This is a genomic window from Bdellovibrio sp., from assembly GCF_036384735.1.
GTDB lineage: Bacteria > Bdellovibrionota > Bdellovibrionia > Bdellovibrionales > Bdellovibrionaceae > Bdellovibrio.
Window position 1 is genome coordinate 83,731 of the sequence record NZ_DASVLT010000048.1, and the last position, 19,302, is coordinate 103,032.

General features: G+C 43.3%; 18 protein-coding genes. 6 read left to right on the plus strand and 12 right to left on the minus strand.

What is annotated here, in order from left to right:
• Positions 1-59 precede the first annotated feature (59 nt).
• Positions 60-1,100 carry a hypothetical protein gene (locus VF412_RS14290; RefSeq protein ID WP_331339928.1) on the minus strand — a complete coding sequence of 347 codons (1,041 nt, stop codon included), beginning with the start codon at positions 1,098-1,100 and terminating at the stop codon, positions 60-62.
• Positions 1,101-1,227: 127 nt separating this feature from the next.
• Here VF412_RS14290 and VF412_RS14295 point away from each other — a divergent pair, with 127 nt between their 5' ends.
• Positions 1,228-2,037 (plus strand): TIGR02147 family protein, encoded by an 810-nt coding sequence (locus VF412_RS14295; protein ID WP_331339929.1) that lies wholly within the window; start codon positions 1,228-1,230, stop codon positions 2,035-2,037.
• Here VF412_RS14295 and VF412_RS14300 read toward each other — a convergent pair.
• From VF412_RS14300 to VF412_RS14315, 4 genes are all read right to left on the minus strand, one after another.
• Positions 2,034-3,095 carry a linear amide C-N hydrolase gene (locus VF412_RS14300; RefSeq protein ID WP_331339930.1) on the minus strand — a complete coding sequence of 354 codons (1,062 nt, stop codon included), beginning with the start codon at positions 3,093-3,095 and terminating at the stop codon, positions 2,034-2,036. The genes VF412_RS14295 and VF412_RS14300 overlap by 4 nt on opposite strands.
• Positions 3,092-3,952, minus strand: coding sequence for an MlaD family protein (locus VF412_RS14305; RefSeq protein WP_331339931.1), 861 nt, complete (start codon positions 3,950-3,952; stop codon positions 3,092-3,094). The genes VF412_RS14300 and VF412_RS14305 overlap by 4 nt, the downstream gene beginning before the upstream one ends.
• Entirely contained in the window at positions 3,942-4,454 is a 513-nt protein-coding gene (locus tag VF412_RS14310) for a paraquat-inducible protein A (RefSeq protein WP_331339932.1), read from the minus strand. The genes VF412_RS14305 and VF412_RS14310 overlap by 11 nt, the downstream gene beginning before the upstream one ends.
• Before the next feature lie 70 nt (positions 4,455-4,524).
• Entirely contained in the window at positions 4,525-6,255 is a 1,731-nt protein-coding gene (locus VF412_RS14315; protein WP_331339933.1) for a DEAD/DEAH box helicase, read from the minus strand.
• 154 nt (positions 6,256-6,409) lie between these two features.
• Here VF412_RS14315 and VF412_RS14320 point away from each other — a divergent pair, with 154 nt between their 5' ends.
• Together VF412_RS14320 and VF412_RS14325 are read left to right on the plus strand one after the other, a co-directional pair.
• Positions 6,410-7,132, plus strand: a complete 723-nt coding sequence (locus tag VF412_RS14320) for a hypothetical protein (RefSeq protein WP_331339934.1) — start codon at positions 6,410-6,412, stop codon at positions 7,130-7,132.
• 88 nt (positions 7,133-7,220) lie between these two features.
• Positions 7,221-7,667: a hypothetical protein gene (locus tag VF412_RS14325; RefSeq protein WP_331339935.1), complete on the plus strand. Its 447-nt coding sequence runs from the start codon at positions 7,221-7,223 to the stop codon at positions 7,665-7,667.
• On the opposite strand, the gene VF412_RS14330 is transcribed toward VF412_RS14325, so the two are convergent.
• Complete coding sequence (locus VF412_RS14330) at positions 7,664-8,665, minus strand: LLM class flavin-dependent oxidoreductase (protein ID WP_331339936.1); 1,002 nt, start codon at positions 8,663-8,665, stop codon at positions 7,664-7,666. The two genes, VF412_RS14325 and VF412_RS14330, sit on opposite strands and share 4 nt — an antisense overlap.
• A 204-nt stretch (positions 8,666-8,869) precedes the next feature.
• On the opposite strand from VF412_RS14330, the gene VF412_RS14335 reads away from it, so the two are divergent.
• The 3 genes from VF412_RS14335 to VF412_RS14345 all read left to right on the plus strand — a co-directional run bounded on the left by VF412_RS14335 (position 8,870) and on the right by VF412_RS14345 (position 11,793).
• The gene (locus VF412_RS14335) at positions 8,870-9,154 is read left to right on the plus strand and encodes a hypothetical protein (RefSeq protein WP_331339937.1); all 285 of its coding nucleotides are present in this window, start codon (positions 8,870-8,872) and stop codon (positions 9,152-9,154) included.
• Between the two features lie 61 nt (positions 9,155-9,215).
• Positions 9,216-9,935 carry a CHAD domain-containing protein gene (locus VF412_RS14340; RefSeq protein ID WP_331339938.1) on the plus strand — a complete coding sequence of 240 codons (720 nt, stop codon included), beginning with the start codon at positions 9,216-9,218 and terminating at the stop codon, positions 9,933-9,935.
• A 55-nt stretch (positions 9,936-9,990) separates the two neighbouring features.
• Positions 9,991-11,793 (plus strand): M3 family oligoendopeptidase, encoded by a 1,803-nt coding sequence (locus tag VF412_RS14345; protein ID WP_331339939.1) that lies wholly within the window; start codon positions 9,991-9,993, stop codon positions 11,791-11,793.
• A 62-nt stretch (positions 11,794-11,855) separates the two neighbouring features.
• Here the strand turns inward: VF412_RS14345 and VF412_RS14350 are convergent, their stop codons facing one another.
• The 6 genes from VF412_RS14350 to VF412_RS14375 all read right to left on the minus strand — a co-directional run bounded on the left by VF412_RS14350 (position 11,856) and on the right by VF412_RS14375 (position 19,239).
• Positions 11,856-12,758, minus strand: a complete 903-nt coding sequence (locus VF412_RS14350; protein WP_331339940.1) for a cytochrome b562 — start codon at positions 12,756-12,758, stop codon at positions 11,856-11,858.
• A gap of 112 nt (positions 12,759-12,870) precedes the next feature.
• Positions 12,871-13,527, minus strand: a complete 657-nt coding sequence (locus VF412_RS14355; RefSeq protein WP_331339941.1) for a methyltransferase — start codon at positions 13,525-13,527, stop codon at positions 12,871-12,873.
• A gap of 21 nt (positions 13,528-13,548) precedes the next feature.
• Complete coding sequence (locus VF412_RS14360; RefSeq protein WP_331339942.1) at positions 13,549-16,125, minus strand: hypothetical protein; 2,577 nt, start codon at positions 16,123-16,125, stop codon at positions 13,549-13,551.
• A gap of 8 nt (positions 16,126-16,133) precedes the next feature.
• A complete protein-coding gene (locus VF412_RS14365; protein ID WP_331339943.1) occupies positions 16,134-17,351 on the minus strand; it encodes a hypothetical protein in 1,218 nt (405 codons plus the stop codon).
• Positions 17,352-17,510: 159 nt separating this feature from the next.
• On the minus strand, positions 17,511-18,644 hold the full coding sequence (locus VF412_RS14370; RefSeq protein ID WP_331339944.1) for a CapA family protein: 1,134 nt from the start codon (positions 18,642-18,644) through the stop codon (positions 17,511-17,513).
• Between the two features lie 73 nt (positions 18,645-18,717).
• A complete protein-coding gene (locus VF412_RS14375; RefSeq protein ID WP_331339945.1) occupies positions 18,718-19,239 on the minus strand; it encodes a hypothetical protein in 522 nt (173 codons plus the stop codon).
• Positions 19,240-19,302: the final 63 nt, after the last annotated feature.

A 19,302-nucleotide genomic window follows, 5' to 3' on the forward strand; every position in this document is an offset into this window, starting at 1 on the left:
AAAATTCCTTTTTTCTAATTTTTAAGGGTCATCAGAACGATGACCCTTGTTTCGAAAATTTATTGAATCGGCAACTGAGCCAGATTTTGTGCAGTTTGCACATCAAGAATAGCTTGGTTAATATATTTAGATATATCTTTGGCTTCGGCTAAGGCATCGGTCAAACTATCAATCTTCTTAATCATCACAGTTCCTAAAAAAGGACCTGAGACAAGAGGATCTGCCTTCGCAAACTCTTCATCAGTAATCTGCGATTGACCGTTGAAGTACTTTGGATAGTCGACTTTGTATGAATCTTTCGCTGGATAAAAATCACTGAAGCGACAAGTTCCCTCTTTCAGAGCGATTACTTTTGCTGCGAAACTATTAAATGCTTTGACCGATTGTGAGTTAAAGAATGAAAGAATCCCAGTTTCACTACGATCTAGAACTTGTCCGAATGACTCATCCAATTGATTCGATAAATAACAAGCAACGTTCCAATTCTGATTCTTTTCTTCAGCCATATTCACAACGAAACTATTGATACTATATAACTGTTGTTCCATTTGTTTTAGCAATTCGTCAGCGCGATAATTGGCGATACCAGAATAACTTTGCAAAACCCAGTTCTGCACAAAAACGGCGTCCTCTTCATCATATCCCAATAAATGCGAATACTCATGAGCAACCAAAGCGATGGTTTGAGAAGCCGCATTATCCACAGCAAGCTTCGCCCCTAAATTTTTAAGGCTGATGCAGATAGATTTTTCCTTCGGCGAATACATGCTGCCATCTACATCATTACCGAATTTATCTTGGCAACCGTCAATCGATGCATAAATTCGATAGGATAAGATTACATCTTGCATCTTATTTTTGATGGCATCGATCTTTGGATCCATGTCATAGGGATAAGCGCTCAGTTTATTAAAATAGAGGTAAAGACTCTGGCGAGATGAAAAAAGTATTTCAGTGATTCGGTTCGGTCCCGCTGGATTGGCAACGGTTGTGTCCCCGCCTCCGCCACTCATACCACCATCGTGTAAAATAGCTGCAGAACTTGTCATGGAAACAAACAGAGTCGCAGCAAGAAGCGTCCGTTGTACAAACTGTTTCATATCATCCTCGAATATAAATATTCTTATTATAGGTTCATCGAATTGGATTCACGATACCAGCGAACGTGCAAAAGTTTCTATTGATACTTTCTAAAAAATCAACTATCTATTTTAGAATTACTAAATTATGAAGAAATCAATCTACGCCTACTCAGGCTATAAAAGCTTTTTAATCGATTTGATGGAGACATTTCCTAATGGGGGACGTGGACAAAGAAAAGCACTAGCAGATGCGATTAACTGCCAAGTTGCTTATATTACCCATGTTTTGTCCGGTGATAGCCATTTCAGTCTTGAACAAATAGAAGCCGCCGCTCGACACTTCTCTTTGAGCAAAGAGGAAACCGAATTTTTACTCCTAATTCTTCAACAAAACAGAGCAGGCACAGCAGAACTTCGTCAGTTCTTTGATCGCTTAATCCGCGAACACCGCACTCAGAACAATCTTTTAAAAGAACGATTGAAGATTAAAGAGACTCTTACTCGTGAGGACCAAGCGACTTACTATAGCAGTTGGCAATACGCTGCAATTCATATCGCCTTAACTGTTCCCAAGTTGAGGACTGTGGAAAAATTGACCGAGAGATTTCAAATTCCGTCGTCACGGGTATTAGAGATCCTTAATTTTCTTTGCAGCAAAGGACTTGCGACAAAATCTTTGAATACATACAATACAACAAATCCATTTCTTCACCTCGAAAACGACTCACCGTTAATTTCCAAGCATCATAGCAATTGGCGAATGAAGACAATTCAGAATTTAGATAATAACTTGAAGGAAGATCTTCATTACTCACTAGCGTTTTCGGTTGCGAAAGAAGACCTTCCAAAAATTCGCGAAAAGCTCATCCGCGCACTCGAAGAATGTGCAGATATTATCAAGCCATCCCCCGAAGAGGACGTTGCCTGCCTTTGCGTCGATTTGTTTCAAATCTAATTCTGAGCCTTCAATCCCGCGGTCATATTTGGTTTTAAGAACTTAAATGGCATTGCGGGTTTGAACTGGCCTGTGATATCGCCGATCAGATCGTAGTTCTTCACAAGGCCAATCTTTCTGACTCCGCTACCCGGTTTGAAATTTAACTTCGCAGTTTGCACCCACACAATATTAGGGCTCATCGTGTTTTCATAGAAGTAAGTCCCTTTAGTCAAATCCGCAACCACTCGCCACCTTGTTGTCGAGATATACGGTCTGATTGGATCCGACTCGCCGAAAGGTTGCGAGACATTGCGGAGCACACTTAAAACTCCCGCAATGGCTTCGCGATAGTCAGACGTCTTTGGCAGACGTTCTTCATAAAAAGCTGCGCGCACGAAACGATCTGCTGCCGCTGTTGTTCCTGGAAGCTCTTTATCACCACCGAATCCTTTGTATTGTTTTAAGCCTTTCAATTGTTCATCGAACGGTGGAGAATTCGTCATCACTTTATAATTTCTGCTGTGATAAATCTGTGGTTGGCCTGCGATATATTCAATCACCGCCGTATCACCTGTTTTATCCGAAATCGCCAGATGCACAGTTCCTTCTTTAGGACCCACCACAGTATGAACGCTGGCGTTCAAAACTTGAATCGGAGAATTCCTCAACGAAGTCACTGCTTCATCCACTGTCGCAAAATTATCCAAGAAGTACTGCGCCCACAAACTAACAGAAACTCCTGGAATCTTGTCATTGCGAGCCCCAAAATCACTTTCAGAAAGATACAGCAAATTGGCTGTAAGACCTTTTTCATTAATTCCATCCGCAGTTCCAACATCATAAACTGACAAAATCATGCTTCCGTATTTTGAAGTCCACTTTGCAGGATTGTTTCCTGCCAAACCTTCGCGAGCCATTCCTCGAGGGAAAACCCAAAAGTTTGATTGTGTGTCCTCGGGCCAGTCCATGTTTCTGCCAACGATAACTTCTTTATTCTGGGTCGTTGATAGAATTCGGGTGCAAGGATAAGCCGGTAACGCTATGACAAAACTTAAGAATATCACCAGTGTTTTCATTTGTTCTCCAGATTTGGATTCCATTTATCAGAATCTTTTGGTGGACCATTTTGTAAAGCAAACTTTGTCTGAGCTTTCGCTATTTCACCTGCGTCTGTAGGTGTGAAAAGTTCAACACCGCCCTTCAACATGGATTCAAGCGAGCTCATCTTAATTTCAGATTTAAAAATGCTTAAGTGAGCTTGCAGTGCGGTTTTTCTCCAGAATACTGTATTCGTGCGAATCAATCGCACGTAGTGATTCTGGATATTAATTTGAATTTGCACAAGCTGGCCTGTTTTATTCAACGCGATCTTCGTGACGGTTCCGATTTTTAAACCTCGAAAAGTCACAGCATCACCAATGTTAATGGACTCTGACGTTGGCGTTTCCAAAAAATATGAAACTGTGTCTTCTTGGGATTCATCAGCTTCATTCGGCCCAAGTCTTCCTTTAAATTCCTTCTCTGGCTTTCCTTCATTCTTTCCGGGAGTCAACGCGATGTAGGGCCCACCGATGATGGTCTCTAGTCCCGAGACTCCTTGCAAAGACACTCGTGGTGTTACAATCCAAAACTTCGTACCTTCAACCGCGAGACCTTTTGCATCTTTCTGCAAATCCACCACGGCGATGACCTCTTTTTTATCTTTGGAGATTTCAACGTCGCGGACCATTCCGATAGGAACTCCGCGAAAGCGAATTTCTGTCTTTTCGGGTTGAATGTTCGCGCCATCTTCGAAGGATATTTTAATTCGAGGTCCCCGATGCATCAAATAATGAAATAGTAAGAATCCGCAAATACACAAAGCTATGAATGGAAATAGCCACACATACCAATTGGATTTTATATTTCCCAAGCCTTGTTGATTACTTTCCATTCTCGTTTTCCTCTAAAAAGCTAGGATCATAATAGGCAGAGGCTAGCATCGTAAAAATCACGACAAATAAAAACATCAACGAGCCAATGCCTGGCTGTACACGGGCCATATGACCAAATTTGAAAACAGCGACAACAACAGCAAGTAAGAAAATATCAAGCATCGACCAGCGACCAATTGCTTCGACGAACCGGTATAGTTTTAATTTTAAATCGGAATTATTCTGATCTGAATCCGTCAGTGTCAGATAAAAAAGAATCGCAAGTTTCACAAAGGGAATTACGATGCTGGCAAGAAAAACGACGGCAGCAATAGCCCATGAACCTTTGTCCGCCAAAGTCACGATGCCACCCCAAACGGTCGAGGTGTTCCTCATTCCATACATCTCGATGGTCATGAAAGGATATACGTTGGCGGGAATATAGAAAATTAAAGCTGTCACAGAAAACGACAGAGTCAAGGCCTGAGCTTGTGGGTGTTGCAGCTTTTTCTTTTCGACCATACCCCAATATATCAGGCGGACTTAGTCACGACTGCGCTCAACCGGGCTTTTGCCAATAAACAACGGATCTTTATTGGTCGTCGAAAATTTTCTCGCGGATGGCCCAGAAGTATTTCTGTTTTCTTGCAATAACGAACATTGGTTTCCTGAATCTATCGATCTTACCTAGGACGTCTGCGATACCTTTAACAAAGAATTTCTTTTCGGGCATACGATTGTGCATGCGAATGAAATTGAAATAGAAAGCGTGACAGTCTTCCGCAGAGTTCAAATAGAAATATTCACTTAAAGCATTGGCTTCCACATCGTGGTACTTCACTTCAAGGCGAGGAGTGCCTTTCTTATCAACACCATCGATAAAGGTCATGGTTTCAACGCGCATGACGTGGGCATCTTTTAAAGCCATGGCTTCTTTTAACTTTTTATCGTTATCCACCAAAATATTTTCGCAAGAAGCGCAGATACGAGCCGCGATATCATTTTCTTCGCCGCACTTTTCACAGCGCTTGAAACGGAAGCGGAATCCACATTCTTCAACTTCATGGGTGATAGGATCTTCGAAGGCCCCTTTGCATTTTCTGCCGAAGTGTTCAATCAAATCCCCTTCGCCGTCTTTCAAGCCCCAAAAGTTATTTGTGATACCACAAGAAGGACAGACGACTTCGACCTGCACCGATTGCTGGCTTGGTTTGTCATCATCGATTTCTGGCGAGAACAAATCATGCCCTTGTCCCGTATAATCCAAGATCAGGCAGTCTTTCTTACCAGGACTTAAGCGCAAGCCACGACCAATGATCTGCTGATACAAGCTGACCGATTCCGTCGGGCGTAAAATCGCAATCACATCTACGTGAGGTGCATCAAATCCTGTCGTTAAAACGGAGACGTTCACTAGATATTTTAGTTTCTGTTCTTTAAAAGCTTCGATGATCTCGTCACGATCATCCGTATCTGTATCACCAACGACCAAGGCTGACACAAAAGGTGGCAAACACTTCATGATCTCGATCGCGTGATTGACCGAACTTGTGAAGATCATGACACCTTGACGTTCCGTTGACATATCGATGATATTTTTAATAATCAACGGAGTAATGCGCTTCTGATCTTTCAGTAAAGCTTCTACTTGTGCAGTCACATAACTTGTTCCGTTCAGCTTTAAGCTAGAAAAATCATAACAAGCCACGGGCGAATCGATTTTAATTGGAGTCGTCAGGAACTCGTTCTTAATCATATAGCGAATGGATAACTCAAAGATGCACTTTTTAAAGAAACGCTCTTCCGAAGTCTGCAAAGTCTTTTTAGGAGTATTGTAGTTATAAATCCAACCCAAGCCCAATCGATATGGAGTCGCCGTCAAACCCAGAATACAAATCTCTGGATTCAATTTTTTCAACTTCGAGATCACTTGAAAATACTGAGTTTCACCATCCACAGAAACACGATGACACTCGTCGATCACGAGCAAAGAAAAGTTTTCGAAGAACTCGTCTGGCGCACGAGCAAAAGACTGAATACTTGCGAAAATGGTTTTCTGCGAAGCCTCTTTACGATTTAAGCCCGCAGAAAAGATACCGGCTTCCAATCCCAGGGAAACATACTTTGCGTGATTTTGCTCAACCAACTCTTTGACGTGGGCAAGAACCAACACACGGCCCTTTGCTAAGCGTGCAAGTTCCGCGATGACAAGGCTCTTACCTGCGCCAGTGGGCAAAACCACCACAGCGGGGGTTTTCTCTTGGCGAAAATGTTGAAGCGTCGCCTGGACGGCTTCTTGTTGGTAAGGTCGCAATTTGTACATGTGCGACAAGCTAGCACACCTGATGACCATTTTAAAGTGCGTCTATATTCGAGCTGACATCCAATGTCTCGAAATCTTTTCAAACCCGCTCCATTTTTAATCCATGTTTGAACCGCCGTTTCCCTGACATACGTCTCTCTAATGGGAGGCCAGGATGGATTTCTCGGGAAAAATAGGATGTTTGATCGCGGTTTGTTCGTTGAGTTTGGTTGCAAACGCTTATCAGTCAGACGACGTTTTATATACGAATACTACCTCCGCCTATGCTTCGAGTTATTATGACTCTTCCTACCAAGCTCCACTCGTATCGACGATTAAAAATCGCAAGAAGAAATTGAAGACACACGAAGCTTTCGAAAGCCAACGTTGGAGTCTGATTATTCCTTCCTTCGTTGTTCATGGTATTCAACCAGATCAAGGTGCATCCGCAGATATGCCACGAAAAATTGATGGTAACGGCGACGCCGTGATCACTCCTGGTATCGGGCTTCAGTATTTGGGCAATTCTGGATTTTTCGCTATCGCCGCGGGAATTAAAGATTGTTATGACAATCTGGCTGGAACATTTCAAGTTGGGAAAATGTATGAAATCACAGATGACACAAGTTGGGGCCTCTCGATAGGAGTCTACGCCAGACAGACTCCTATGTCTTGTGACTATCAACCGGGACCTCGTGGTGGATTGTATTCCTGTACCACTCTTGATAGCTACTCTTGGAAATTTATGGGCTCCGTCAACGGACAACCCGTAGATATCATCCCAATGCCATTTCTACATTTCACTACATCCATCTATCGTGGACACGATTTTCGTGTGGATTTAAAGGTTATGGGGAATGTTGTGTTAAATGAATTCGGCATTGCTGTTCCGTTCTAATTTTACCAAGCTGATTAGTCACAAAACGTGCACATTTTTTTAGACCTTCAGAAAAACTAATTTCAGGATACTTCAAAAAGGAGTTTCCATGGGATTGATGCAACAAACTTTGGCTGTCTCTATCTTACTGTCATCGATGCCATTGCTGGCTTTGGCTGACGATGCGACTCCGCCAGATCCGCCAGCGCCGATTCCTTTAACTACAGAAACAGAAAACAGTGAGGGCGTTTCCATCGTCGCTGACACTTTCGGCCGAACACTATATGTCTTTGACAAAGATTTGAATCAATCAGCCCCTACTTGTGAAGCCGCTTGCGCGGAAATCTGGGCACCCTATATTATCAACAACGATGAAGCAGCTCGCGTGCAAGCGCCGTTAGGAAAAATTTCTAGAAACAGCAATCGAATCCAACTTACTTACAAAGGCCGCCCCGTTTATACCTACGCCTATGATAGACAAAGAGGAGATGATATGGGCGACCTTGTGGGAAATGTTTGGCATATGATTCTGGCCAACACCGAAGACAGCAATTAGCGGTTCTTAACGTTCGCAATGATTTCGAAAGATTTCAAACGCTCTTGATGGTCGTAGGCATCTGATACGATCATCAATTCATCCGCTCCAGTTTCTTCAACAAGCTTCTGCATTCCGGCTTTTACTTTTTCGGGTCCGCCAATGATGGACTTGCTTAATTTGCTCAAGACGATTTCTTTTTCCATCGGATTCCAAATCGCATCCATGTTGTCCACGGGAGGTTGCAAATTGACTCGTTGATTGCGGATGATGCCGAGGAAGCGTTGATACAAAGATGTCGCAAGTTGTTCAGCACGCTGATCCGTTTCTGCTGCTAGAACTTGAACACCAACCATCACTTTCGACTCACGCAAATGTTCAGAAGGTTTAAAGCCTACGCGATAAATATCGATCGCTTGTTGCATCATCTCGGGAGCAAAATGCCCAGCAAAGGCATACGGAAGTCCCATTACGGCTGCAAGTTGTGCACTATAAAGACTGGAACCCAACAACCAGATGGGAATATTCAATCCTGCGCCTGGCACTGCACGGACTTTTTGTCCTGGTTGTGGAGGAGCTAAATAATACATCAGCTCTTGTACAAGATCCGACATATCAGCCTCACGTCCCGTCATTTCGCGACGAAGAGCACGCATTGTTAAACCATCACTTCCCGGTGCACGTCCTAATCCCAAATCAATTCTTCCCGGATACAAAGTTTCCAAAGTTCCGAATTGTTCAGCAATAATCAGCGGAGCATGATTAGGAAGCATAATACCGCCAGAGCCAACACGAATCGTTGATGTGCCGCCCGCTATATAACCAAGTAAGACAGAGGTCGCTGCGCTGGCAATACCTTCAAGATTGTGATGCTCAGCCATCCAGAAACGAGTGTAGCCAAGTTTTTCGGCGTGACGAGCGAGCTCTAATGAATTTTTGAAAGAATCAGCAATCGACTTCCCCGCTGCGACCGGAGCCAGATCAAGAACAGAGATCTTTGTATCTGCGAGTTTGTTCATAAAACCTCTTTATGTCTTAAATGTAACAGTATCTAGCACTATTAACAATGAAGAATTGGGACAGAAGACCGAGTCAATGCGAGTGAATTTTTATTCACCCTCCTAAATTTCATGAGCTACAGCATAAAGCGCGAACTTTACTTCGCCTCCTTGCGCAACGGGTACAGAATAAAGACAGATGATCATACGTGAAAGGAGCTCTTTATGGCTGACTTCACTCCAAGCAAATCAAATGGCAGCGCAAGTTCAACGTCTTTCCGTCCCTCTAGTTCAAGTTCACTTTCGAGTCCTTCGTTAAGTAGCTCAAAAAGTGACGTGATTTCCAATGTTAGAGAAAGTCTGAAAGGCGCCTATTCGACTGTTCAACAAAAAGCTCAAAGTGCGTTTAGCAGCTCAGAGGAATTTGTAAAAGCCTATCCAATCAGAACTGTGTTGGGTGCAACTGCAGTGGGATTCCTAGCGGGAATGATCGCGCGAAGAAGACACTGAGAACCTGATACACTGGAAACCTGCCGTCCCCGGCAGGTTTCTCTTTTTTTAGAAAGTCCTTATGGCTCATTCACGCATGACCGACAAGAATCAACTAAAGAAAAAGATCTCGAGTATGCGTGATCTGACCGAAGAGGTCGCCGAATCTCCGAAAGCAAAGAAGGTTCATGGACTGCGCATCATGACTCGCCAATTGCGTGCCGGCACCTGGCTTCTTGAAAAACAAAAAGCAACTCTTGATTTCGATCCAAAAGAAACCAAAAAGACATTAAAAAAATTAGGTCGTAAACTTGGAAAAAGCCGTGAACTGGACGTATTAAAGAAAGACAGCAAGATTTATTCGTTTAAGGATAAAAAAATTGACAACCAAGGCGATAAAATTAATCGCAAGTTGCAAAAAACTTTAACTAAGAAATTCCGCCAAAACTTAGAAAAAGATCTAGGAGTCATTGCGCAACATTGGCGCGTTCCTCCCCCACCGGAGATCAGAAGAATCCGCGAAAAAATTTTGTTAGCCATCAAAAAATGGCCTGAAGAGTTTCCTCAAGATAAATCAGCATTGCATCGAATTCGTATCGACGCAAAAAAAATGATCTATCGACTGGAACTTCTTGGCGAGCACAATCAAGATCTTAAAGATTTGCAAAGACACTTAGGACGCGTCCATGATCTTGAAATTCTGGAAAAAAAGTTTTCTTCGAAGAAAGAGGTCCATCGCGCGCTGAAACAGCACTTATGGAAGGCTCGCGCTAGTTATTACCGCATCCTAGACAAGTTCTAATGAAAATCTCACGCAATTGATTGCATGCGTTTTCCGGAACTGTTAGCGTTTCCCCATGGAAACACCTGCTTGGAATATAGAATCAGAATATCCGTCAATTGAATCAAAGTCCTATCTTGCTGACTGGGAAACTTTAGCCTCTGCGGTAAAACAAATCGAAAGTGGCGTGATCTCTTTGAAAGGCAAACTTGAAAAACCCGATGCGGTAAGCATCGCAAAGGTTCAAGAGCTCTTCATGATTGCAGAAAAATCTTCGATCTTGCTAGGCAATCTTTATACTTACTTGAATTGCCTCTTATCTGTGGACGCCACAGACAGCGCTGCAAAATCAAAAGCTTCTGAATTGGAGGTCTTGGGATCGAAATTCAGTCAAGCGATGACTCCCCTTTCAATTTTTATAAAACGCTGTGACGAAAAAACTTTCAAAGAGCTTTTGACAAAGCCAGAACTTAAAGCCTACGAGTTCACGTGGTCACAGCAGCGCCTGCAAGCGGCGAACCTTCTTTCTGAAAATGAGGAGACCTTGTTAGAAGGTCTTTCCATCACGGGCCACAACGCCTGGGGCAACCTTTACACAGATCTAAGCGGTAAAATGAAAGTGACCCTGCGCTATCCAGATCGCACAGAAGAAGTGGGTTTGGCGAAAGCACATTCACTGACTCGCACAAGCAACGAACTGGATCGCAAAGTTGCATGGCATGGAATTCAAGAGGCTTGGACAACTCACCAAGAAACGGCTGCGGCTATTTTGAATGCGTTGGCTGGCTGGCGCCATGAAGTGAACCAGAAGCGTTCACACACAAAACCTGTTCACTTCCTAGATCAACCTTTGTGGGACAATCGTATCAGCAAAGAAACTTTAGATGCGATGATGACGGCATGTCATAACAACATCCAAGATATTCGCAAAGCGCCTCTCTTGATGGCAAAAGTGATGAAAAAGAAACAACTCGATCCTTGGGACTTGCTGGCTCCAAGTCCGGTTGCAGGCTCTTCATCGGCCATAAGCTTCGCTGATGGGGCGAAACTGATTGCAGACTCTTTCGGTGAAGTTTCAAAAGATATGTCCGACTTTGTCAATATGATGGTGAAGAACAATTGGATTGAAGGCCGCGTTCTTCCCAACAAAACAACGGGCGCTTACTGCACGGGCTTCCCAAAAAGCCTTGAGCCTCGTGTGTATATGACTTACATGGGTTCTAACAGCGACGTTTCGACATTGGCCCACGAATTGGGTCATGCCTTTCATTCTTGGGTGATGAAGGATCTTCCTTATTCTCAGCTGAATTATCCAATGACGTTGGCTGAAACTGCCAGCATCTTTGCGGAAACTGTTCTACATGATGCCTTGGTGAAAAACGCTAAGACATTCGAAGAAAAAGTAGAGTTCGCATGGAATGACATTGAAGGAGCCATGGCCCTTTTGATCAATATTCCAACGCGCTTTGCTTTTGAAAAGCGTTTCTATGAAATGCGCCAAGACCGCGTGGTCAATGCTCAAGAACTTCGCGAGCTGATGGATAAAACATGGAGCGAATGGTACGGCCCAACTTTGTCTAAAAATGACGACTTGTTCTGGGCTCATAAACTGCATTTCGCCATCGCAGGTTTGAGTTTCTACAATTTCCCATATACATTCGGTTATCTTTTCAGCTTAAGTATTTATGCTCGCAGAAAAGAGCTGGGCGATAAGTTCATGAAAACTTATGTCGACATCCTTCGCGATACGGGTCGTATGTCAGCAGAGGACTTGATCATGAAACACTTAGGTGAAGACATCCGCAAACCACAGTTTTGGCAAAAATCCATCGACGTGGTAAAAGAGAAAATCGCTAACTTCGAAAAGCTAGTTCAATAAAAATAAAAAAAACCGCCTGATGAGGTCGGCTTTTTTTATTCTCTTTTAAAAGATTCAATCAATTACGGGTTGTATTGATCGTGGCCTTCTTCTTTCAAGTTGCTCAAAGCCTTCAAAACTTGCATTGCAGTCGCGCTGTCGTTGTTCAACAGCGCATTTTGCAATTGAATGCATAGGTCGATACCTTTTTGAATTTCTTGTTGGTAGCCCTGCATAGCCGCTTGCTGCTGGCTTGATGGCAAATCACTGACTGCCTCTGGAACCTGGCTTTGAGCTGTCTGGAAAAGCTCTGTCGTTTGTTCAGCCAGGCTTGCGCTGTTCTGATTTTGAGAAGCATCGTTCAAAGTAGCTGCGATGGCTTTCAAGTTTTTTTCAATCTGCTTCATGTTTTGTTTCAAGTTGCCTACAGACAACGAGAAATTTTTAGAACGTAAAACCATCTTTGATGATGAGTCTTCAGATGTCTTTCGGTGAGCGTGATCGATCAAGTTATTGATCTTTTCACTTTCTGCGTAAAGGTCATCCCATTTTCTGTCAGCCGCTTTTGCAGCAGCCACAACTTTGAAAGCGTCTTGGTAAACAACCAATTCGTCACGGAACTCTATCATGAAATAAACGAAATCGTCGATGTACTCTTTCTTTGCATCACCTTCAAGGAAAGTGACTTTTGAAGGAAGAAGATCACCTTCTGGATGATCGATCACAGCTTGCGCACAAGTTTGTGCCAAAGCTAACTTGTTGATCGCGTCAGCGATATCAGCATCAGTCACTGTTTCGTTTGGATATTTCGCACCCAACAAAGCAATGTGGTCCGCTTGACCTACGAACTTACCGAAATTCATCATCACACGCTGGATCGTCAAATGATCTTCTTTAGCACCCAATGGACAAGCTTTTGCTGCTACTGAAAACAGAGCAGAAACTTGGATCAGCAAAGCGACTACTAGAATTTGTGATTTTCTCATGGAAAATGTCTCCTAAAATTGATGCCTATGAAGTAACGGAAGGCCCTGGCAAAGTCATGCGTTCGGCGAAGCCTCTATGCAAATGAAAACCAACTGTTGATTAGACTATCATCTAAGGATTCAAATGACTTAGGCGCACGAAGTGAGTCCCGCGAATATCGCCCAGAACCTCAATGCCAGCTTTTCCCTGAAGAATTGATCCAGCCTCTTCCACCGAATGCCAGCCGTGTTCTGCCAAATCCCTTAAAAGTAGATAGGCCTGACCTTGCGGGGCCAAACTTGCGACGACACCTAAAAGAAGCTGTTTAAAGTCGGAATCAATAAAGAAACGACAGCGATTTTTGAATTCCGAAGGCGATAAAGTTCCCTTATCAGGAAAAAAATACGGAGGATTGCAAAGAATCAAATCGTACTTCTGCGAAAACTCGGGCCTCTGCAAAATATTGTAGTTCTGATTTACGAAATTCAATTGCGTTGTGACCGGCCCCAAGCGCTGAATATTTTCAGCGAAATGCGCACGATAGATGTCTTGGACTTCCATAAAATCAAATGTCTTCGGAACTGTTGCAAACTCTTTTCGACAATGAAACAAGTAATCCATGCCGATAATGCCGCATCCAGAACACAAATCCAATCCACGCAGTGAGGCCACCGAATCAGGATTCGTCAGTTCAAAAACTCTGCGGGCCAAGAAAACCGAATCATGAGAGAAACGGTATTCCTCTGGTTGAGAGTAATTCATCGTATAATACGGGTTGATCGAAGACATCTTGGCAGACGTCCTACCCTGTCACAGAAGTTTTTGTAAAGCACTAATCCAAGGAGCCGAAATTTTATCCAACTGTTTCTGACTCTCGTAAGGCAAATAAGGGCGAAGCTCTTGAATCGCCAGCAAAGTATGAACCTTCGCCGGAGCTGTCAGCTTCGAACCGTCTCCGTTGATATAAAAATGTTCAGCACCGTCATATAGGGACTTATTCATAGAATAGTAGGTCTCTAGGGCCGCATTCTTATAGGCCTCAATTTGTGTGATTTCGTAAGCCGCAAGCAACGCGCGAATCGCATAAGACTGAACCTCGACTTTGAAGGCTGGGTTGTTAGATTTTTGCAGCTCTTGCAGATAGTACTTATCCTGAATCAACGAATTGTCATCACTGGCTAATTGGTTCGAAATAAAATTCGCCAAAGCCACAACCAACATCTTCACATCGTCGCGACCGTCTTTTAAAGCATCTAACGGAGAACTTCCCGTCTTGTCTTTTTCTAGCAGGATCGAAGATTTTGTATTCTCGGCACCTTCAGTGGCTTTCAAAAATTCCGTCAACGAAATCAAAAACTTCGCGACGTCTTCAGAGTTCACAACATTGGATTTCTTTCCTTCAACAATATCAACAATGCCACCCATAATCGCTGTTTCAGATCCATTAGAATCATATTGATCAGCCCAAATGACATTCTTGTTCAAAGTGACCAAAAAAACGGGCGTCGCCATCTTTGTGATATCTTTCAAAAGAACAGCGACATCCCCTAGATTCAAAGCAAAGAAACTGTCTTTCGGGAAAAGAGGACGCTTCAAAGCATCCGCTTGAATTTCATTTGTCAGATCCTGGGCTTGAATAGCGCCCAACAACTTATCAAATCCGCTTTGTTTCCAGTCAGCTGTCTGACGAAGCATCAGGCTTAAGCCCTCGATCTGTTCTGCAAAGCCTGCAGCAGAAAAAGTCTTATCGTAAGCCGTCTTATCATCCGCATGGAATGAATCCAAAAGACGAATACGATCAGGAATGCGATACGAAATATGCGTGCTTGCATTTGCATAGTCCGTTACGTCCAAAGGACTTTTCACTGGCTCGACAGGTGATAGCAGCGCAGGTATCAAATTGTTCTGATCATCTCGGTAACCACCGATAGTGATCAGCTTATTGACTTGCGACAAAGCACGAGGCAATCCCAACGTGTCGTCATTGGCAAGATAGTCCATCCACAAAGCATTAATGCCTATTGAAGCCCCTGCTGTGCGCGCATCCAAATCCAAAGGACTTGCCGCTGGAGTCAACTTAATCGGAGCCTTATTCGAGGTTTCCAATTGAATCGAAGAGACTTCAAATCCCGCCACTTGCCCCTGAGTTTTACTTAAGGACTTCTTAGACCAATCACCCAATAAAGTTTTTAGATAATCCGGATAATCCTTTTGAATACCTTGAAGTTCTTGATCTTTTTGTGCAAGACCTTGAGCAATCTGATCACCGAATGTTTGTGGCAGTGTCACGATGAAGTTTTGCGCAAAGGCTTCGACCTGAGAGATAACGTAGGCCAATGTCTTCGAATTCAAATCCTGTTTCAATTTTCCAACGCCGTATTTATCTAGTTGCGGAAGAATGAAAAGCTTCTTTGCAATTCCTTTAAATAATCCGCCATTGCAGCCCGGTTTACGCAAGCAATTCAAAGCGTCGTCGTCTTGTTTTGACAGAAAATTATAAAGAGCCTCACTGGCAGGCTGGAAATCCTCTTGGCGCTCTTTTGGATCTAAGATTTTCCAAATATCCACCAAGACCGTTAGAGCCCCTTGAGCATCATTCATTCCATCAAGTTCAACAGCCAGAGCTTTCCCTTGAGCAAAACTTTTTTGCAATTCCACTGGCATTTGTACTTTCAAATCAGTCAGCGCCGTATCAATCAATTTTAAAGAACCCGAGAAAGTCTTAGTGATATAAAATTGCGGAGCCAGGTCATGAAGGCTTGCGAACATACTTCCCGTTTGCCTGATCAACTCGTCACGAACGCCACCTTCGATTTCCGCACTCATCCCTAGACGGTGAAGGTTCTTTAAAAGAAAGCTATTATAAGCCTCGCCCTGAGCAAGGTTCCGCAAAAGATTCTGTCCTGACGTATTGAAAGGAAATTCTTTCGAAATTGCTACGATCTTGTCTTTAACAGTTTGCTGAGCATTCTGAAGATCTGTGTGGATATCTTTTAATGCACCTTGCACTTCACCTTGGGTTTGGGTTGTCGCCAACATGACAAAAGGGCTCTGTCCAAACTGCATAGAAGATGTCATTGCTGGCTGAGCATAAAAGCTGCGCACCCAGGAAAAAGCCTTTTGCGAAAGCAACGGATTGTGAGTGATATCAGCCAAACGAATCATGTATTGCGCCTGATGGAAGAATGTCGAAGTTGTGACCGTGCCCTTCCAGCTTAGATCGGCAACAAAAAGATCAGATTGCTTCAAATCCTGGCTTAAATCTGTGTCTTGAAAACGGGGGCCAAACGATTCTTTTGGCTCTGCAAACTTGCGATCTTGTACTTTTGGAGCACAGGCCGAAAGGAGAAACAGAATCGGAAAGATTATTTGTAAAGTCTTTTTCATCCGTCCCCCTAGAAGAACATCGTCAGGTTGAATTCCTGAACCGTTTGACGTTCTACATTTTGTCCCGCAACCACATCTGAAACTTCCAAGGAAAAGATCATTGGAATCATCGCCGATTTTCTAAAGTATGATTTCACCGAGCTGTATGAGATCTGTCCGCGCACACGCTGCCATTTCATATTGGTATTTTGTGAAAGCAGGTCATAGCGACCGCCGCCACTGCCAGAAAAACTATCAGCATCTTTTTGTGCTACTTCGTAACCGGCACCCAAAGTAAAGCTGTCGGTCAGTTCAACAAACATATTGCCGCCCACGGTTGTTGTATTTCCCAATTGGCGATTCAATTCCTGTTTCGAGTTTTCATCAGGCAATGTATCGTTTTCATCCGTCGGAACACGCTCTGTGATTTGATCTTTTAAATTGTACTGATAGGCCACGTAAGGGACGAACGTAAAACGTGACCAAAATCTGCGCGAATAAGCAATCGTGTTTGTCAGATTCGTGCGACCGAAAATATTAATCGCAGCCAAATCATCACAATCATATTTAGGACCTGTTGGAAGATTGAACTGAGCTTGATACAGCAAGGCTTGATCGGCATCTTCATAAAATCGGTACAGACTGACTAATTGAATGTCTCCCAAGAAAGTGTCGTTGTGATTCGTCAGAGGCTTATAGCCTTTAGAAACCAGAGTGCTTTGAGTTTCTGTCGCAAGATTCGTGTTTAAAGCATCATCAAGCTCTTTACTAAGACCAGAGAATTGCCTTTTGTAGTATTCGATATTCGAGAATTGTTGCGCCAGAGAGATCTTATTTTGATAAGTCACGACCGGGAGCCCAATGCCCACCGTCCATTTATCGGTGATACCTCGAGCATAAACCGGGGCAAAGTATTTCACAGTAGGTGCTGTATCGACGCGCAGAACTCCAAGGTTAAAGTTGTCGCCAAGTTTGTTAGCACCGAATCTATCCAATGCCTCGATCAAGCGTTTCGCATCAGAACTAAAATTCACCAAATGAGCTGCGTCAAAGACCACGGATTTATAATCACCAAGTTTCATCAATGTGCCATTGTCGGTGTACTTTTCATCGATGCCATTGATTGTTCCATAGCGGAAAGAAGGACTGTCGATGCCTGCGGGCAAAGTGTCAGTGGATGTCATCCCATGGGCGCAAAATGCAACCAGCATGATAGATAGTGATGTAAGAATTCCCCCGAATCTCACGTAAAACCCCGCCCAATTTTAGATAAGTCTTTGCAACAAAAGGTGCGAAGACTTTCTCAGCGAGAAGCGTGCCAGAACGCGAATTCTTGCTCACAAAAAAATTTGAATCAGTACTCTAGTAGAATTTGAACTCTAAATTAGAGTAACTGCTACAACACACTAATGACAGATTTTCCCTAGTAAACTCTGCTCGGGCTCAAGACGATTTTTTGTTCCGAAGTTGCTCGCGGCATAGTTCAAAATATCTTTGGACGAATTTTGTCCCACCGGTGAAAGCTCCATTTCACTGCGGAAGGTTGGTGTATAAGCGACACCAAAAATTCTAGCTTTCTGATTTCCCGCGCGAGTCAGCCCCAGGTAAGCCACTGTTCCAGTTTTTCTTGGGATATCTTTTTGGAACGCAACGAAATTTCCCAAGGCATAAACAATCAAACCTTCTCTTCCGTCTTTGGTTGTGTATTTTTCCCACGGCTCTAGCACATGAGGATGTGAACCAATGACGGCCACCGCACCCGCATCGATGAAGCGTTTTGCGTAAGCTGTCTGATTGGTATCAGGCAACGGCTGATATTCTATTCCCCAGTGAGGGTAAACAATCACCGCATCCACGTCGGATCGCCGCGAAAGATCTTTGATGATATCCAGAGTCTCGCTTTTGTAGCATAAAAGAATCTGACCCTTGCGATCTGGATTTCCATTGATCATTTCTGTGCAACCAAGAAAAGCAATGCGCATGTTTTTGATTTTCACGATGTCATAGAAGTTTGCATTTTGCTCATCAGATCTTTTTGTACCTATTGTTTCAAGACCCACTTCTCGAGCGGAAGTAATTGTCTTATCAATGCCGAGCGAACCGCGATCCAGGGCGTGATTATTCGCAAGTGTTAACATGTCATAGCCAGAATCTTTCAAGTCGGCCAAAATGCGCGGATGATAGTTAAAGACCATGTTCGTGCCTGAGTAGACAAAATCGTCGTAAACAAAACCGATGTCCCCATGATCTTTACCGTGAATATCGACCCCCATGGCAGAAGGTCCTTCCAGATTTGCCACCGAAAAATCTGCTTTTTGAATAAGCGAATTGGTCTTCTTCCAGATCTGTGAGAAATGCTTCGAACCTGACACCACGCCTTGATATAAAGGCTTGTGAATCAAGATGTCGCCCACGAAAGACAATGTCACAATATCGTTATCGCGATTGCAGGGCGTAGAAAAAGAAAAATCGCGGGAATCATCTGCGAATGCCAATAAGGGAGCGCAAAAAATAAAAAATAAAAGCTGCCGGTACGTCATCGGAGGAACTCCTTAGCACAGACAGCTTTTGTATCAAAAATATTTTTTTAAGTGTCGTTACAGTTCAGCCAGTTTATTGTTCTTTCGCTGATGTAACACGGTCCCGGGCAACTTGCCCTTTACGTGATCTTGCTTTTTCAAAGCCCGCAATTCTCTTCGACATTCTACGACCTGCAGCCAAATCAAGAGTTTCCTCTTTAGCATGTTTTGAGTACTGTTTCTTTTGATCTTTATAGATGAAATTATTACGTGGAGTATCCTTCAACTCCACTTTCATTTTTGGTTGCGGCGTTAAACTGCGCTTTGCTTTGATCGCAGGTTTCGCTTTTACTTTGTCCATACTTTGCATTTTCTTAGCAAAGCGGGCTCTTACTTTTGTAAGGCTTTTCAGTCGGAATTCCAGTAAACGAGCCTTTTCTTCGCTCTTTGCATTTTTCGATGTACGATACTTGCGCAATAATTTTTCGGTCTGTAACATGGCCGAATTCAAACTTCTGCGAGAGATATTTTTAAGTTCTTTCGGAGAGCTTTGATTGAACAACTTGAATTCAGCCTTCGTTAAATTTTTCCGTACTTGGGCATTTTGAGCGGCCATGACGAACTCCTTTCATATCCCTTTTATCTTTTCATGGAATGCGCAAAGGGCCCTATATCCAAG

What these genes read in the sequence shown, in the direction of transcription:
- VF412_RS14375 (WP_331339945.1), bottom strand. Translation starts at nt 19,239, where the DNA reads ATGGCCGCTCAAAATGCCCAAGTACGGAAAAATTTAACGAAGGCTGAA.
- VF412_RS14370 (WP_331339944.1), bottom strand. Translation starts at nt 18,644, where the DNA reads ATGACGTACCGGCAGCTTTTATTTTTTATTTTTTGCGCTCCCTTATTG.
- VF412_RS14355 (WP_331339941.1), bottom strand. Translation starts at nt 13,527, where the DNA reads ATGTCTTCGATCAACCCGTATTATACGATGAATTACTCTCAACCAGAG.
- VF412_RS14325 (WP_331339935.1), top strand. Translation starts at nt 7,221, where the DNA reads ATGGGATTGATGCAACAAACTTTGGCTGTCTCTATCTTACTGTCATCG.
- VF412_RS14360 (WP_331339942.1), bottom strand. Translation starts at nt 16,125, where the DNA reads ATGAAAAAGACTTTACAAATAATCTTTCCGATTCTGTTTCTCCTTTCG.
- VF412_RS14345 (WP_331339939.1), top strand. Translation starts at nt 9,991, where the DNA reads ATGGAAACACCTGCTTGGAATATAGAATCAGAATATCCGTCAATTGAA.
- VF412_RS14300 (WP_331339930.1), bottom strand. Translation starts at nt 3,095, where the DNA reads ATGAAAACACTGGTGATATTCTTAAGTTTTGTCATAGCGTTACCGGCT.
- VF412_RS14335 (WP_331339937.1), top strand. Translation starts at nt 8,870, where the DNA reads ATGGCTGACTTCACTCCAAGCAAATCAAATGGCAGCGCAAGTTCAACG.
- VF412_RS14305 (WP_331339931.1), bottom strand. Translation starts at nt 3,952, where the DNA reads ATGGAAAGTAATCAACAAGGCTTGGGAAATATAAAATCCAATTGGTAT.
- VF412_RS14310 (WP_331339932.1), bottom strand. Translation starts at nt 4,454, where the DNA reads ATGGTCGAAAAGAAAAAGCTGCAACACCCACAAGCTCAGGCCTTGACT.
- VF412_RS14315 (WP_331339933.1), bottom strand. Translation starts at nt 6,255, where the DNA reads ATGTACAAATTGCGACCTTACCAACAAGAAGCCGTCCAGGCGACGCTT.
- VF412_RS14340 (WP_331339938.1), top strand. Translation starts at nt 9,216, where the DNA reads ATGGCTCATTCACGCATGACCGACAAGAATCAACTAAAGAAAAAGATC.
- VF412_RS14350 (WP_331339940.1), bottom strand. Translation starts at nt 12,758, where the DNA reads ATGAGAAAATCACAAATTCTAGTAGTCGCTTTGCTGATCCAAGTTTCT.
- VF412_RS14330 (WP_331339936.1), bottom strand. Translation starts at nt 8,665, where the DNA reads ATGAACAAACTCGCAGATACAAAGATCTCTGTTCTTGATCTGGCTCCG.
- VF412_RS14290 (WP_331339928.1), bottom strand. Translation starts at nt 1,100, where the DNA reads ATGAAACAGTTTGTACAACGGACGCTTCTTGCTGCGACTCTGTTTGTT.
- VF412_RS14320 (WP_331339934.1), top strand. Translation starts at nt 6,410, where the DNA reads ATGGATTTCTCGGGAAAAATAGGATGTTTGATCGCGGTTTGTTCGTTG.
- VF412_RS14295 (WP_331339929.1), top strand. Translation starts at nt 1,228, where the DNA reads ATGAAGAAATCAATCTACGCCTACTCAGGCTATAAAAGCTTTTTAATC.